18 protein-coding genes are annotated in these 16033 nt (G+C 45.8%); 14 read left to right on the top strand and 4 right to left on the bottom strand.

The window, feature by feature from the left end; all coding sequences use genetic code 11:
- From BN162_RS03370 to BN162_RS03345, 6 genes are all read left to right on the top strand, one after another.
- Entirely contained in the window at window positions 1–1500 is a 1500-nt protein-coding gene (locus tag BN162_RS03370) for a bactofilin family protein (RefSeq protein WP_020223662.1), read from the top strand.
- Window positions 1501–1517: 17 nt separating this feature from the next.
- On the top strand, window positions 1518–1835 hold the full coding sequence (locus tag BN162_RS03365; RefSeq protein WP_020223661.1) for a type IV pilus modification PilV family protein: 318 nt from the start codon (window positions 1518–1520) through the stop codon (window positions 1833–1835).
- A complete protein-coding gene (locus BN162_RS03360) occupies window positions 1832–2374 on the top strand; it encodes a PulJ/GspJ family protein (RefSeq protein ID WP_020223660.1) in 543 nt (180 codons plus the stop codon). The genes BN162_RS03365 and BN162_RS03360 overlap by 4 nt, the downstream gene beginning before the upstream one ends.
- 10 nt (window positions 2375–2384) lie before the next feature.
- The gene (locus tag BN162_RS03355; RefSeq protein WP_020223659.1) at window positions 2385–4067 is read left to right on the top strand and encodes a GspE/PulE family protein; all 1683 of its coding nucleotides are present in this window, start codon (window positions 2385–2387) and stop codon (window positions 4065–4067) included.
- A gap of 108 nt (window positions 4068–4175) precedes the next feature.
- Window positions 4176–4607, top strand: a complete 432-nt coding sequence (locus BN162_RS03350) for a prepilin-type N-terminal cleavage/methylation domain-containing protein (protein ID WP_020223658.1) — start codon at window positions 4176–4178, stop codon at window positions 4605–4607.
- 84 nt (window positions 4608–4691) lie between these two features.
- Window positions 4692–5774, top strand: a complete 1083-nt coding sequence (locus tag BN162_RS03345) for a type IV pilus twitching motility protein PilT (RefSeq protein ID WP_020223657.1) — start codon at window positions 4692–4694, stop codon at window positions 5772–5774.
- A gap of 78 nt (window positions 5775–5852) precedes the next feature.
- Here BN162_RS03345 and BN162_RS03340 read toward each other — a convergent pair whose 3' ends face one another.
- Window positions 5853–6539: a prepilin peptidase gene (locus BN162_RS03340; RefSeq protein WP_051032505.1), complete on the bottom strand. Its 687-nt coding sequence runs from the start codon at window positions 6537–6539 to the stop codon at window positions 5853–5855.
- Window positions 6540–6570: 31 nt separating this feature from the next.
- Window positions 6571–6822: a hypothetical protein gene (locus BN162_RS03335; RefSeq protein WP_020223656.1), complete on the bottom strand. Its 252-nt coding sequence runs from the start codon at window positions 6820–6822 to the stop codon at window positions 6571–6573.
- 175 nt (window positions 6823–6997) lie between these two features.
- Between BN162_RS03335 and BN162_RS03330 the strand changes: the two genes are divergently transcribed.
- The 6 genes from BN162_RS03330 (at window position 6998) to ybaK (ending at window position 11495) form a co-directional block, all read left to right on the top strand.
- Window positions 6998–7270 carry an autorepressor SdpR family transcription factor gene (locus tag BN162_RS03330; RefSeq protein WP_020223655.1) on the top strand — a complete coding sequence of 91 codons (273 nt, stop codon included), beginning with the start codon at window positions 6998–7000 and terminating at the stop codon, window positions 7268–7270.
- 1 nt (window position 7271) lies between these two features.
- Window positions 7272–7934 (top strand): SdpI family protein, encoded by a 663-nt coding sequence (locus BN162_RS03325; RefSeq protein WP_147612132.1) that lies wholly within the window; start codon window positions 7272–7274, stop codon window positions 7932–7934.
- Entirely contained in the window at window positions 7921–8631 is a 711-nt protein-coding gene (locus BN162_RS03320; protein ID WP_020223653.1) for an ABC transporter ATP-binding protein, read from the top strand. The genes BN162_RS03325 and BN162_RS03320 overlap by 14 nt, the downstream gene beginning before the upstream one ends.
- Window positions 8624–10216, top strand: a complete 1593-nt coding sequence (locus BN162_RS03315; protein WP_020223652.1) for a putative ABC transporter permease subunit — start codon at window positions 8624–8626, stop codon at window positions 10214–10216. The genes BN162_RS03320 and BN162_RS03315 overlap by 8 nt, the downstream gene beginning before the upstream one ends.
- 152 nt (window positions 10217–10368) lie before the next feature.
- On the top strand, window positions 10369–10908 hold the full coding sequence (rbr, locus tag BN162_RS03310; protein ID WP_020223651.1) for a rubrerythrin: 540 nt from the start codon (window positions 10369–10371) through the stop codon (window positions 10906–10908).
- 107 nt (window positions 10909–11015) lie between these two features.
- On the top strand, window positions 11016–11495 hold the full coding sequence (ybaK, locus tag BN162_RS03305; protein WP_020223650.1) for a Cys-tRNA(Pro) deacylase: 480 nt from the start codon (window positions 11016–11018) through the stop codon (window positions 11493–11495).
- 69 nt (window positions 11496–11564) lie between these two features.
- On the opposite strand, the gene BN162_RS03300 is transcribed toward ybaK, so the two are convergent.
- The gene (locus tag BN162_RS03300) at window positions 11565–12464 is read right to left on the bottom strand and encodes a diacylglycerol/lipid kinase family protein (RefSeq protein WP_020223649.1); all 900 of its coding nucleotides are present in this window, start codon (window positions 12462–12464) and stop codon (window positions 11565–11567) included.
- A 126-nt stretch (window positions 12465–12590) separates the two neighbouring features.
- Between BN162_RS03300 and BN162_RS03295 the strand changes: the two genes are divergently transcribed.
- On the top strand, window positions 12591–12839 hold the full coding sequence (locus BN162_RS03295; RefSeq protein ID WP_020223648.1) for a hypothetical protein: 249 nt from the start codon (window positions 12591–12593) through the stop codon (window positions 12837–12839).
- Between the two features lie 58 nt (window positions 12840–12897).
- Here the strand turns inward: BN162_RS03295 and BN162_RS03290 are convergent, their stop codons facing one another.
- A complete protein-coding gene (locus BN162_RS03290; RefSeq protein ID WP_020223647.1) occupies window positions 12898–14571 on the bottom strand; it encodes a DEAD/DEAH box helicase in 1674 nt (557 codons plus the stop codon).
- Window positions 14572–14705: 134 nt separating this feature from the next.
- On the opposite strand from BN162_RS03290, the gene BN162_RS03285 reads away from it, so the two are divergent.
- Window positions 14706–15962, top strand: a complete 1257-nt coding sequence (locus tag BN162_RS03285; protein ID WP_020223646.1) for a type II secretion system protein — start codon at window positions 14706–14708, stop codon at window positions 15960–15962.
- Window positions 15963–16033 lie beyond the last annotated feature (71 nt).

Below are 16033 nucleotides of genomic sequence, written 5' to 3'. Positions count from 1 at the left end.
TTGACAAATAAAAAAGGCAGCACACTGTTGCTGGCGCTGTGCCTGTTCTTTGTCTTTTTGATCTTTGCGGGCGCCCTGCTTCCTCTGGCTCAGCGAGCATTCAAGAATACGGCCGCGGATGTCACGCAGCAGCAGGCGGAGTATATTGCCCAAAGCACACTGGAAGCTTTGATCAGTCAGCTGGATAATGAAGCTTTGCAGAAGACACTGATTGATGTAGTAAAAGGCACTAAAAATCAGGTTGAAAGCGAATGGGCCAGCTATGGCGATTATGGCGAATATCGGTATGTAATAACGCTGGATCCTTTTATTGATACTCATCATTGGTTTTCGTGGGTTAAGAAAAAATTATATATTACGTCAGAATCAAGATATGAAGGAAAGACATCCACATTGACCGCCGCTGTACAATCCACACGATTTGATAATCTATTCTTTGATCCGATAGGTATTGAAAAAGAATTTCTTGGTGATCAAGCCAGGGCTAAACGCGCTGTGTTTATTAATGAATGCCGAGTACCGACAGAAGCTTCAGCTGATTTTTGGATTAACGCGATTTCTGATTTGTCAGTCACCCAAGAAAATGTTAATGGACAAATTAGCGAGGGAAAAACAGATTCCTCTTATCCCAATGAGTTTGTTGACGAAAAAGTAGTTCTTATTTATCGCAATATAAAGAACCCTGTTGTAACAGGGAATATTGATGGCAATGTTTTATTAGAACCAGCAGAATATACGAAGGCGACAATTGGCGGCAATGAAATCGGACAAGTCGTTATTAATGGTGACGTTATTTGTAAAGGCGATTTAATATTAAAGAATGCCAGAATTAATGGGGCTATTTATTACAGTGGAAATTTAACAAATATAGGCAGTTCTTATACTGGCGAAACATATCAGGTAAATAATGATCATGAAATCTTTTCATATTACGAACTTAATTTACCGGTAATCCCCGCTCCCTTGAAAGTATTGGAATATGAAAATAATAATAGTTATGATGAAGAAAATGTGGATGTTATATTGGATGATTCTAAGGTTTTAATCTTTAATTGCATTAATCCTCAATTAAATTCACTGCATATCAAAAGTGGAAAATATCGTACTGCTGCTTACTTTAATTTGACTAAAATGCCTAATGATCTTGTTATTGAAAGTGATAATAAACGTTTTCGGCCAATTATAATTATTGATGATGAAAATCCTGTGTTAAGCGATCAAATTTCAACAAATCTATTAAGCAGTGAGAATATCATTCTTGTTTTTACTCATCCTGTACGAATACAAGGTGATTTAAATGTAAGTGTTTTTGCACCTAAAATTATATTTGAAGCAGAGGGAGTTACAGTAAACGGCCAAATTCAGGCATGTGAATTTGTGAATAGTGAATTAGTAAACAGTATTAATCTAAGAGCAAGAAATAGTGATAATATGTACTTTATTACAAAACTCAACAGTACAGAATCTTATTATTTCGATCTGTTATATTACCAGAAATAAGAAGGGAGGTCAGGCGTATGAATAAACGAGGCATGACATTGTTGGAAGTTGTCGTCGCTTTAGGAATTCTTGTTACGATTGTCGTATCGTTAACGAAAGTGTTTACTTCCGGCGTTTCGATTACGACGGAAGCGGACAGTCTGAGCCGCAGTGAATTGAAAGTCCGCAAGGCGATTGCTGGTGAGAAAATTGCCGGAATTAAAATTACGTCCCAAAATTCATCGCTGAATTTCTCCCTGGATGGAAATACGTTTGCTATCTCCGGTCAGATGAAAACCTATTCGGATGTCAAAGGACGCGTTAACTATCAGTATTTCGAGGCGGATCCCTCATGAAAAAACGTGGATTTACATTGATGGAACTGATCTTAGTCATCGGTTTGCTGACAACGCTTGTGATTGGCATGACCGCAATTTTCAAACCGATGATCACGACATTTCAAAAGAGCGCAGCTCAGACAGATTTAAAAGAAAAAGCTCAGATTCTATTGGAACAAGTCAGCGGTGAAATCAAAACAGCGAAGAATGTGGCGACTTCCAAGGCATCGATGAATGATTTCACGGATGAATATCAGCGCAGTTATATTCTGTATTGCATTCAGGATGGTTTGTTGCGGGTGCGGGAATATCCCGGCGGAGAGGCCAAGCTCCTGTATCCGGAAGAATTTTACAACGGATATCGGGTTGACATGAAGCTGTCTACAGCCCAAAAGGATTATGACAGTGAAACATCCACAGTCAAAATCACATTGATCTTTAATAAAAACGGCGAGAAATATCGTGCTGAAACAGCGGTTGAATGCTTAAATATCGATTATGATCAGCAGCATTTCAGCATTGTTCTGTCAGAAGGCTATATTGCAATAGAAAGGTAAGGCGGAAACTATGAAAAATCTTCCCATCGGTCAGCTGCTTTTAGAGCAAGGTTATATAACAGAGGATCAGCTGAATAAAGCGTTAGCTTATCAGAAGACCCATCCGGGCAATCGACTGGGCGACGTTTTAATTGAGTTGGGATATATTACAGAAGAAAAGAAACTGAAAGCGCTGAGCGTGCGGTTGAATGTTCCGGTCTATGAAGGTTTTCAGATCACGGTTAACAGTGATATTGTCCGCCTGATTTCAGAAGACGTTGCGAAAAAATATCAGGTTATGCCGCTGGAGATCAAAAACAATGCGCTTCAACTGGCTACCAGTGATCCGCTGGATTTCTATGCTTTGGAAGATATCAAGGCTTCCTGCGGAATTCCTGTTTCGCCGGTGCTGGCGCCGAAGGAAATGATCGAGAATGCGATTCGGCGCAACTATGCCGAAGCCAATGTCAGCAGTGCGATTGATGAGATCCAGAAAGATCTGACTGAGGATCAGGATTTAGCGCTCAACGATGAATTGTCAGAACTGACCCAGCGTGTCGATAACGCCCCGGTGGTGAAGTTTGTCAATAATATGATTCGTCAGGCCTATGAAACAGGCGCTAGTGATATTCATATCGAACCGTTTGAAATGACCACGGTCATTCGATTTAGAACGGATGGCGTTCTGCATGAATTCACCCGGATTGCCAAATCCGTTCATGAAGCCTTGATTACACGTATCAAAATTATGGGCAATATGAATATCGCGGAAAAGCGGATTCCTCAGGATGGTCATATTGAAAGTCAGATTGATGGCAAGAACTTGGATATTCGTCTGTCTTCCCTGCCTACTGTCTATGGCGAAAAAATGGTCATTCGTCTGTTGGGTCACAGCCTGCAGGAACTGTCGACATTAAAAGATCTCGGTTTGCAGCAAAAAGATTATGATTTGATGGAAACCATGATCCATCAGCCGTATGGAATTTTATTGTTTACCGGTCCTACCGGCAGCGGCAAAACTACGACTCTCTATGCCATTCTGAATGAACTGGCGCGTGAGGAAGTCAATGTCATTACCATTGAAGATCCAGTTGAAAAGCGCATGATGGGCGTCAATCAGGTTCAAGTCAATACCAAGGCTGGATTAACCTTTGCCTCTGCGCTGCGTTCCATTCTGCGGCAGGATCCGGATGTCATCATGATCGGCGAAATCCGAGATGAAGAAACTGCTGAAATCGCGGTTCGTTCCGCCATCACAGGGCACTATGTTTTGTCTACGATTCATACGAATGACAGCGCCACGGCGATTGCCCGGTTAAAAGATATGAATGTTGAACCGTATTTATTAGCATCCTCGGTTGTCGGGATTGTCGCTCAACGCTTAGTCCGTCAGCTCTGTCCGTATTGCAAGCAGCAGATCATGCCGACAACTGAACAAAGTCAGCTGTTAGGCGGATATACAGGGCCGATTTATAAACCGCACGGCTGCCCGCGCTGCAATCAGACTGGATATAAAGGCCGTACTGCTTTGTTTGAAATCTTGCCTTTGACTGCAGAGATTCGGGATTTGATTGTCAGCTCCAATGATACGAATAAAATCAAGGATGCAGCTATCCGCGAGGGCATGACAACCTTGTCTGAGGAAATGATTAAAATGATTGTCAAAGGACAGACCTCAATGGAAGAAATGCTGCGGGTTATCTATACGATTTAACCGCAACGGATATTACAAGTTTCTTACAATTTTTACAATGTTATCGCAACATAAATGAACTAACCGTGATATAATAAAATCATCCAAGAGAGAAAGGGATTATTAACTATGAAAAAGTTCAGAAAGAACAACAAAAAGGGCTTCACATTAATTGAGCTGATCGTCGTTGTGGCGATTCTGGTTGCATTAATGCTGATGCTGGTACCGAGATTGACGGGATTTACTGATGATGCCAAGAAAACTGCAAATGAAGCTAATGCAAGAGCGATTTATATAGCTATCGCAGCCTCTGAAACTGCAGAATCAACTGGAATGTATAAAACTGATGAAAAAACTGTCAAGTTATGTTCAGATACTGCTAACGTTTACGCAAAATTCTGGGAAGACGGTGATATTGCTAAAGGAACGGCTGCAAATGCTTGTGAAGCAACGATTGTTAATAACCATGTAACTGAAGTTACTTATGGTGGTGCAAAAGATTCTAAGACTGCTGGTACTTATCCACTGGATGACAATTCAACCCCAACTACTGGAGACTAATCATTCAATTTGAGAGCCTAACCGCTCTCTTTTCTTTTCCCGTAATTCAAGGTACAATGAAGCTAATTAAATGAGGTGATCAACATGGATTTACAGGGCTGGATGGATCAAGGAAGGGCGATGGACTGCACCGATCTGCATTTGACAGTGGGACTGCCGGTGGTCGCAAGAATGTTAGGAGAACTGACAATCATTGGAGATGAGCCGCTAACGAAAGAAGAAATACATGCGATGCTGGGGACGGTGATGAATCGGGCGCAGCAGGAGGAATATCAAAAAGGGGATTTAGACTTTGGTTTTCAGGATGCGCGCGGGTACAGTGTACGTGTCAACGCTTATTATCAAAAAGGGAATCCGTGCGCAGCGCTGCGTTTATTAAGAAATACAATTCCTACGTTTGATGATCTAATGATTCCAGAGGCCGTGCGGAAGCTGTCGACGCTGCCGCGCGGATTGGTTTTGGTAACGGGGCCAACAGGAAGCGGAAAATCAACGACGATGGCAGCCATGATCAATTCCATCTCACATTCACGAAAGGCGCATATCATCACGATCGAAGATCCGATTGAATATCGTTTTGACCATGCTTCCAGCATCGTACATCAGCGGGAAGTGGGTGTCGATGTGGCTTCGTTTGCGGATGCTCTGCGCAGTGCTTTGCGCGAAGATCCAGATGTCATTCTGGTGGGCGAGATGCGCGACTTTGAAACAATCCAGGCGGCGATCCGGGCAGCGGAAACAGGGCATTTGGTTATTTCAACGCTGCATACCAATTCCGCGGTCAGTACGATTGACCGCATTATCGACGTATTCCCGGAAGCTCAGCAGGGTCAGATTCGCGTGCAGCTGGCCAGTGTGCTGAAAGGTGTTGTAACCCAACAACTGCTGGTACGTCAGGATCAGCCGGGAAGACTCGCTGCCTTTGAGATTCTGCTGACCAATGACGCTGTGGCGGCAATGATCCGTGAAAACAAAGGGCATCAGATCAGCAGTGTTTTGCAGACCGGACAAAAAGCCGGAATGCGGCAGATGGATTACGATCTGGCACGCTTGGTTCAGGAAGGAAAAATCTCGGAAAAAACTGCGCGTGAGCGGTGTTTGAAAGAAGCCGATTTACAACAGTATTTGTCGTATACTGTGTCCTCGGCTTCGACCTATTTTTTCTAAAAAAAGACAGCCTGCGCTGTCTTTAGAACAAAGATAAATAAGCTTGAATCAGCGTGTTGCCCCAATAGACGCTGAGGGTTAAGCCGATAGCCAAAAAGGGACCAAAGGGAATCTCTGATTTCCGGTCCTTTTTTTGTGAATCATGAGATACAAAGCAGCCAGCGCGCCGACGAAGCTGCTTAAGACAAAAGCGGTCATGGCTAAGGGTGCCCCCAGATAGAATCCGGCAGCACACATAATCTTGACGTCCCCGCCGCCCATTAAATTAAAGCGGGATAAGATCCACAGCGGGAAAGAGATGATCAAGGCACCCAGAACCCGGATGGGAATTGAAGCAGGATTCAAAGCAAGGGCAGCGACACCTAACATTAAAATAAAGACCGATAAGCGATCGGGGATCTCCATCGTATCCCAATCGATCATCGCCATGACCACTAAGATCGATAGAAATAAGCAATGCAGAATCGCTTCCGGAGTCGGACCGTAAAAATAACCGCAGCCGGCATAGAGGATGCCGGTTAAGCTTTCAATCAACGGATAACGCGGTGAGATCGGAGCGTGGCAATAACGGCATTTTCCGCGCAAACCCAACCAGCTGAACAAAGGAACTAAGTCCAAAGCCGATAAAGTGTGATGGCATTGCGGACAGAAGCTGCGCCCTTTGGCCGTGGACAGATGCAGGGGCAGCCGATAAATCACCACATTGAGATAAGACCCGATAACCAGACCGAATAAAAAGAAAAAAAGAACGATAATCCATTCCATAACGACAAACCTTCAATCGCAAAGGGGCAAGCTAACCCTGCAGCCCCTGTGACTGACGTTCCATATTTTCAACGACAATATCATGGATTTCGCCAAGGCTAGCGCAGTATTCCAATACCTTCCAAGGTGTATTGGTATGATAATGAATCTTAATCAGTTCTTCGTCTCCGACCGCCAACAGGCAGTCGCCCGCAATATTGTCCATGATGTAGTCATGAATTTTATCTTCTGAAAGATCATGACCTTCAATTAAAAGCTGAGTATCAAATTTAAATTCTAACATAACATTCTCCTTTGCCGTTTTCCGGCGGTATCTTTATTTTACTCTGAAAGGGAAGTTCGGGCAATCTTTCGCCAAGAGAAAGAAAAGAAGAAAAATAAGAATTGACAAAGATAGAAGGTGACTCTATAATACATTTAGATAATTATCTAAATGATTGGAGGAGTGAGAGGTGGGAATGCAGGAAACCTTTAAAGCCTTATCTGATCCCACACGGCGTGAGATTCTGGAACTGCTGAAAGAAAGACGGATGACGGCGGGGGAAATCGCTTCGCACTTTCAGATGACCAATGCGACGGTATCGCATCATCTGGCGGTGCTGCGGAAGGCCGATCTGATCAGTGATGATCGTGACGGCAAGTATATTTATTATGAATTGAATATGAGCGTATTTTCTGAAATGTTAGGCTGGGCTTTAGGATTTGTAAAAGAAAAAGAAAGTGGGGATTGATTTGAAAAAGTTCTTCGATTGGAAATTGTTAATTCTTCCAGTGCTGGCTGTGGTTATGACTATGATTGCCTGGCCGTCGCTGCCTGAAATCATCCCGACGCATTTCAACGTTCAGGGAATTGCGGACAATACCGGACCGAAAGCTTCAATCTGGATTTTTCCGGCGGCGTTATTCTTGATTCCTGCAATCATGGCGATCTCCCCGAAGATTGATCCGCGGCGGCATAATTATGTCAAATTCAAAAAGTCGTATGGCGTTATCATGGCTGTCACAGAAATCTTTCTGTTTCTGATGTACGGCTGGGTGTTAGGGCAGATCTATGGAATCTCGGCAGTCAGCGGGGAATATTTGCCGCCGGTGATGACGGGCTTATTATTTCTGATCCTGGGCAACGTGATGCCGAAGATCAAACAGAATTATCTGGTTGGTGTGAAGACAATCTGGAGCTATGATGATCCGGATAACTGGAATAAAACGCAGCGCTTCGGTGGTTACTGCTTCTGCCTTGTCGGTGTTCTGCTTCTGTTATCGTGTTTTGTACCGCTGGCAATGCGAGCGGCGGTCATCTTGAGCTTAATTCTGATCGCGGCGCTGTTGCCGCTGGGCTATTCCTGGCTGTTGTTCAGGAAGAAAGATAAGGAGAATAAACATGCTGGAAATTAAAAGTTTAGTCAAACGTTATGGGCATAAGACCGCTGTCGATCATTTGGATCTGACTTGTGAAAACGGTGAGATCTTTGGGTTTATCGGTCCTAACGGCGCGGGAAAAACGACAACGATCAAAGCAGTTGTCGGGATTCTGGATTTTGACGAAGGAGAAATCCTGATCGACGGGCATTCGATTCGTCAGGAACCGTTAACATGCAAGCAAAACCTGGCTTACATTCCGGATAATCCGGATCTCTATGACATTATGCGCGGAGATGAGTATTTGAATTTTGTCGCGGATATCTATCAGATTGATCAACAGACTCGTTCGCAGCGGATCAAGAAATATGCGCGTTTATTTGAACTGGAAGGAGCGCTGACGATGCCGATCAGCAGCTACTCGCATGGAATGAAGCAGAAGCTGGCAGTAATCAGTGCATTTCTGCACGATCCCAAGCTCTTGGTTCTGGATGAACCGTTTGTCGGTCTGGATCCGAAGGCTTCCTTCTTGCTGAAAAAGCTGATGCGCGAGCACTGCGACCGCGGCAACACGATTTTCTTTTCAACGCATGTTCTGGAAGTGGCGCAGAAGCTGTGCGATCATGTTGGAATCTTGAAGGACGGAAGGCTGGCGGCGTTGGGAACTATGGATGAAGTCATTGGTGATCAATCGCTGGAACAGGTCTTCTTGGAGCTTGCGGATCATGAATAGATCGTTTGTCCTGTTTCGGCTGTCGTTGAAACAGCTGATCTGGCAGATGGCGAGAACCTTTGGCGGGCGAAAGAAATTCAGTCCGGTCCTGATTCTTCTGGCGGCAAGTCTGTTGATCGGTCTATCCGGCTTATACAGCTGGTCTATGATCGCAGGGGTGCCGGAATCGATGAATCTGCTTATTCCGCTGTCGATACTCAGCGCCGCGTTCGGTTTGATCTTGGTCTTCGGCTTCTATCATGCCCAGGGCTATTTGTTTGATTTTCGTGATTATGACCTGTTGTTCAGCATGCCGCTGTCGCGCCGTCAGATTCTGATGTCCAAACTGATTGCTTTGATCGCGATGATGTTACTGTACAGTGCGTTTTTGACGCTGCCGATGATGGTGCTGTTTCAGCTGCATTATGCGATGCCGCTGACGTTTTTACTCTATGGATTGATTGGACAGCTGTTTCTGCCGCTGATTCCGATGACCGTGGCTTGTCTGGCAGCCGTATTGGTTCGCTTGATTTCCAGCCGGGTCAAACATCCGGTTTTGATTCGCAATCTTTTGTCCTTGGGTATGGTGATCGGATTGATGGCAGTGATGACCTTGTTTCAGAGCCAGACCGGTCAGGCTCAGGATGTCGGGGCTTTGATTCGTCCGATCCAAACCGGATTGGCTCCGGTTTACTGGCTGACAATGGCGATGATGCAGGGAAGCTTCGGCGAACTGCTGAAACTGATCGGCGCTTCTTCGCTGGTTCAGCTGCTATTCTTAGCCGCCATCGCTCCGCTTTGGAATACGCTGAATCAAAAGGCGCGGATGACATCGGCCCAGGCTGGCGGTCGGATGAAGGTTCAGTCTTCTTCGATGAATGCGGCGCTATTCCGCAGAGAGCTGCGCCGGTATTTTGCTTCCACGTCGCTGGTCATGAATACCCTGGTCGGTCCGGTCATGGTTGCGCTGTGCGCGGTGATGCTGGCAGTCCAGAAAGATCTGATGGTTCAGGTGATGCTGGAAAGCGGCATGGATTTCAGTGCCTTCGCGGACCCGGTGGCTATGCTGCTTTTGGCGGTCTGTCTGTTCTGCGGGATGATCTGTCCGGTCACCGCGACCTCCATCTCGCTGGAAGGCAAGAATTTCTGGATCGTGCGCTCGCTGCCGATTCCGTCCGGCCGCTATCTGGGAGCAAAGCTGGCGCTGGATCTGGCGCTGAATATACCGGTCAGCTGGCTGAGCATTCTTATTCTAAGTGTTGTCTATCACTTTTCTTTACTGACTGTGGTTCTGCTGCTGACTTTGACCTTGCTGGCGATTTTGTGTTCCGGATTGTTCGGCTTAATCATCAATCTGCATTTTCCGCGGTTTGATTTTGATCGGGAAATCGTCGTTGTCAAGCAGAGCTTAAGCACGATGATCACCGTGCTGGCCGGTATGGGCGCCAGCTTTCTGATCCTTGCCGTTCTGCTGTTCTGGGCACCGCTGGAATCGTCTTTGATGATGATGGTGATCGCCCTGGTGCTAATCTTACTGGCTGCAGGAATGGGGATTTATTTAATCCGCCGGGGAGAAGCTTTGCTTTCCAAACTGTCAGGCGTGTAAGCAGATAGCTCGGCGAACTTTCTTGGTCGAAAGTCTGGCAATTCTGGAATTCTCTGGTAAAATAGAGAGTAGAGAACAGACCGCAATTGCGGCCTGTCAACTCATTAGCCAGTTGCATGCCAACTGGCTGTTAAAGAAAAGGAGAGATACACATGAAAGATTTGAAAGGCACAAAGACAGAACAGAATCTGATGACAGCCTTCGCCGGCGAAAGCCAGGCCCGCAACAAGTACACATACTATGCGTCCAAAGCTAAAAAGGACGGCTACGAGCAGATTGCGGCACTGTTTGAGGATACCGCTAATAATGAAAAAGAACATGCGAAGCTGTGGTTTAAGCTGCTGCATAACGGTATGCCTTCCACAATCGACAACCTGAAAGATGCGGCTGCCGGTGAAAACTACGAATGGACGGATATGTACGCGAAGATGGCAGAAGAAGCCCGCGAAGAAGGCTTTGACGCCATCGCGAAGACGATGGAAGGTGTCGCTGCGATTGAAAAGACCCATGAAGAACGTTATCTGAAACTGCTGGCCAACATTGAAAACGGTGAAGTTTTCGTTCGTAAAGGCGAACAGGTTTGGGAATGCCGCAACTGCGGACATCTGCATATCGGCGAAAGCGCTCCGGAAGTCTGCCCAGTCTGCGCTCATCCGAAGAGCTACTTCATGCTGCGTCCGACAAACTATTAATCCTTAATTCTGATTGATGAACCATCCTGAAAAGGGATGGTTTTTTCTTTTGACGAAGGCGGATCGTGATATAATAAGCGCGGAAGAAAAGTGAAGGGGAGAGATTAATGAAAGAAGTCAAGACGAATGCCATGCGGATTCTGGATAAGCAGAAGCTGGCCTATCAGGTTCATTCGTATCCGCATCATGAAAAAGAAGCAGTGGATGGGGTCAGCGTGGCGGCGATGCTGAATGAAAATCCGGCACACGTATTTAAAACACTGATCACGCAAGCTTCCAGTAAAGCGTACTATGTCTTTGTGATTCCGGTGGCAGACGAGCTGGATTTGAAAAAAGCGGCCAAAGCGGTAGGGGAGAAGGCCGTTGAATTGATTCCGGTGAAAAACTTATTCTCCGTCAGCGGTTATATTCGCGGCGGATGCAGTCCAATCGGTATGAAAAAGAGTCTGCCGACGATCATTCATAGTTCAGCTTTGAAATTGGAAACGATACTGTTCAGCGGCGGACAAATCGGCACTCAGATCGAAATGGCTCCCCAAGCCCTGGCCGAGCTGATTCATGCCCGGTTTGAAGCGGTTATCCGCTGAAATGATTACCATAAAAAAGAAAAAAATCCTTTTGTGTCCGCACAGAATGAACAGAAAGGATTTTTAATTTTATGCCTTTAATGGCGAAGCCTGCGGCACAATTAACGGCAGTTTATAAGGACCGGTGGTAATTTTAACATGGTTGGAGGTAAAGCCTTCGCCATCCGACTGCATCAAGATCGGCTGATCTACCTGAATTTCCACTTCTGAAGCCCGCAGGATCCGGCATTGCTTTAAATGGGTATGACGTCCCTGTTTGTATTTGGGCATCAGCCACAGAGTTTCCCATAAAGAAAGTGGTTCGATAAGGCAGATATCAAACAGCCCATCCTGTAAATCAGCTTGAGGTGCTGCGATAAACCCATTGCCGTAGCTGCTGCCGTTCATCACAGCGGCGATGATCGCTTTCTGCCGGATGGTTTCTGTTTCTGTCTTTAACACCAGCTCAAACGGCGTCGGTTTCAAAGCGCAGAATACGGCCGCCAAACCATAAACTGAGAATCTTGGGAGCGGATAGTTCTGGTAGAGCTTGATTGCCAGATCATTAACCCGCGCATCCAGACCCAGCGTCGTGCAGTTATGAAAACGCCAATGATGACATTGTCCGAAATCGACTTCCACCCATTTGCCCTGCAGTGTTTCGTGCAGCAGCTGCGCAAAGGGCAGCCTGCGCGAATCGATCATCCGATAGTAATCATTGCCTGTTCCGCAGGGAAGGATACCTAGGCGCAGTCCCTGAGACAGACCGTTTAACACTTCCCAAATCGTCCCATCTCCGCCCACTGCGTAGACAATCGTTTCCGGGTCAGGCTTGATTTCCGCCGCCAGCTTCTGAGCATGACCGGCATATTCGGACGTCCGGATCTCGCCGTCAAGATGATTTTGTTCGATTTCGGCCTGAATGATGGAGGCGGCTCGCTTTCCGTCGCCTTTGCCGGAAGTTGGATTGACGATGAATATATGCTTCATAATTTCCCCTATCTAAAAATGAATAATTCCTGAATAATTTTACCATGGTTATTTCTTCCGGTCATCTAGATTTAATTGAAACTTCAAAATATTATGCTATGATTGAACCAAAGGATGGGAAAGAACATGAAAGAATCAATTCTCTTTGATTTCGCGACCTTGAAGGATTTGGAATCCTGCAAACAAATTGTGGCTCAAAAGCTTCAGGCCAATCAGGTTGACTGCGATGATTTGGACGATCTGACCCGGGATATTATGAAGCTTTCCTATTCCATCGGCGGATCGTATGATGCGAATATGATCGTCAGTGTGACGCAGTGTTATTTGGATCATCCGCAGCTCAGCAAGAAAGTCAAAAAACGGAACATTGCCTAAAAAAGCCCCCGTCTGCACTGAGAATGCAGCTGAGGGCTTTTGTTTTGAGTGTAGTGAATTAGTCGCGGTTTTCACGGCGGCGTCCGCGCTGGCGCTGCTGACCTTTGGAAGCGGTGCGGCGCTTAGGCGGCAGATTGCTGTAATCCTTGCCCTTGCGTACCATCAACAGCGGATGAACGGTCTGGCCTTTAATCGGCGTCTTTTTCATCGCATCGGCGATTTCACGGTCAAACTGCCGCGGAATCTGCACGGTTGTTTCCTGAGCACTAATCCGGATCTTCCCGATTTCCTTGCCCGGCAGTCCCGTTGCGGTGGCAATTGCACTGACAATGATCGAAGCATTGACATCCTTATCTGAACCGATATCGAGAATCAGCTCGCTCATGCCTTTTTCCGTAACCGTCAAAGCTGGACGGACAGAAGCATTCCAGGCGGATTCGTCAAACATTTCCTGTCCGGCAATCTGATAAGCCAAGGCTAAAGCCATTTCACGATAGGAATAGCCGTCGTCTTTCATGCTGTCGATGATTGCGGCCAGGGATTCCGGAACATCGCGGGTCATCCGGTGTTCCAGATCTTCGCGTAAGAAATCCAGGCGGATCTTGCGTACTTCCTCTAAAGAGGGCAGCGGTTTCTGCGTCAGCTTGGCGCGGGTTGTCCGTTCCAGATCGCGCAGCGCATATTTTTGTCTGGCGGTGATCAGCGTGACGGCCAAGCCTTCCTTGCCGGCTCGTCCAGTTCGGCCGATGCGGTGAACATAATATTCAGTTTCCTGCGGCAGATCGTAGTTGAATACGACATCCATGGAGTCAACGTCAATGCCGCGGGCGGCAACGTCCGTCGCAACTAAAATATTAATCTTGCCTTTTTTGAAGTTATCCATGACGCTCGTCCGCATTTCCTGCTTCATATCGCCATGCAGGGCCGCGGCTGGATAGCCTTTGGACACTAAATCCGAGGTCAGTTCATCAACCATTTTCTTCGTGTTGCAGAAAATCATCGCCAGATGCGGATTCTGCATCGAAATGAGCTGCATCAGAATTTCTTTCTTGGCTTCTTTTGGACAGATGTAATAGATCTGTTCAATCTTCGGCACGGTCATCTGGGTCGCCGGAGTCTTGATGTGAACCGGATTGGTTTGATACTGTGAGGTAATCTCCAGGATCGGCTTCGGCATGGTGGCCGAAAACAGGACTGTCTGACGCTCTTGCGGCAGGGCCTCGATCACGGTTTCAATATCTTCGCGAAATCCCATATTCAGCATTTCATCCGCTTCATCCAGGACCAGAACACGGCACTGATCAAAGCGCAGCGTCCGGCGGCGGATATGATCCAGCACGCGTCCAGGAGTCCCAACGACGATATCAGCGCCTTTTTTTAATTCTAAAATCTGCTTGCTGATCTGCTGACCACCATAGACGGCTACCGTACGGATACCTTCTTTGTATTTTGTAAACTTGCGGATTTCATCACAGACCTGCATCGCCAGCTCACGGGTTGGAGAAAGGATCAGTGCCTGAGGACGCTTGCGGTCAGTAACCTGAAGCATTTCAATGATGGGAATGGCAAACGCTGCTGTTTTTCCGGTACCGGTTTGAGATTGTCCAATGACATCGCCGCCGTTCATCACAACCGGAATGCACGCGCTTTGGATATAGGTAGCCTCTGTGTAGCCGCAGTCTGCGATGGCGCGGCTCATCTCAGGGGATAGGTTTAGTTCATTAAATTTCATGTATTTCTCTCTTTCATCTAAAAAATCACTCGCCTAGGAGTATATCATTATTATGGACAAAAGTAAAATGAATTAAGCAAGCTTAGAATGAAGTGTGATATAATCATTGTGATTAAAGAACAAAGGTGAAAACTATGAAAGAGAAACGCGGTTTTACATTGTTGGAAATGATCGTAACAGTCGCTATTTTATTTGTGCTTTTAACCATATTAATGCCGACGATGTCAGGCTTTGCTTCCTCGGCCAACGATCAAATTTCCGACGCCAATTTAGAGCTGTTAAACTTTGCGACGCATTCCTATGCTTCGTTTCATGAAATTGAAAACCGGGATATTTTTGAAAATATTGATAGCGATCAAGAGCGTCAGCAGCGTTTGGTCAGCGATGGGTTGATCGAACAGGCCGTTCATCCATCCGGAGAAGGGGGGTACTGCTGGAACATTACAGATCAGAAATGGATTCGGTATATCGATAGCACCACTGCGGACTGCGGCGGAAAATACGAACCAACGTCCAATCCGGATGGATCCTTGACGCCCGAAGCCGTTAAGACGCCGGAGCCGACAACTTATCCTTCCGCGAAGCCGCTGCCGACTTACATTCCGTCAGCTTATCAAAAAGCCTGTGAAGCCAGCAAGGGAACCTTTGATATTGTGAATGAAACCTGTTCCTGCCCGGCAGGATATGTTTTAGAAAAAGAAATTATCGTTGATGGTGAAAAAAAGAAAGCATGCATGACTACTGCTGAGTATATGTGTGAAAAAAGTGGCGGTAAGTATGATTTACAGGCGAACTCCTGCCTCTGTGAAGGGGAACTGATTCCCAATGAACAAGGAAATATGTGTGTTTATGATTCGGTGAAGGCGAGCAAGGATAAATGCGAGGCTGATGGGGGAGCGTGGATTGAAGAAAATGGCAAGGGCTATTGCAAATTTACAGAAGTGAATGATAGTTTTGTTATAGATCAATCAAATCCTAATTTTGTTTTTGCGGCTACCCAGTTAGGTTCTGGTGACCCTGTCGATTTCTCTGTATTAAACAAGATAGAAAGCTTGGAAAGTCTGAAAGAGAAAAAAGCAAATTTGAGTGTTGGAAGCTATTTTCATTATCAAGGCAACGTGTATCGCGTGCATAACTATAGCTATAAATTAGATGATTTTACGAATCTGAGTGAATTTATAAAAGGAAATAATTTATTCAATATATCAAAACCTGAATATAGTAATAATAAAACTTATTTTGTCAATGAGTATGTCTTATATAACGGAACGTGGTATACGCCAAAGGATCAGGGTGGAGTTATGTCGCCGCCTGATCAGGGAAGTCAATGGCAGGAATGCGGAACGAACTTGGATGAATTCAACGAAAATAATTCATGCAAATTGAAGTAAAGGTGCTTGCTTTTATGTAAGCCCTTTTTTATTAGGAAAGACTTAAAATTCTGTGAAGATGTAAAATTTTG

This window comes from Holdemania massiliensis AP2 (assembly GCF_000327285.1).
Classification (GTDB): domain Bacteria; phylum Bacillota_I; class Bacilli_A; order Erysipelotrichales; family Erysipelotrichaceae; genus Holdemania; species Holdemania massiliensis.
Note: the sequence above shows the minus strand (reverse complement) of the source record. Positions and strands in the feature narration are given on the sequence as shown.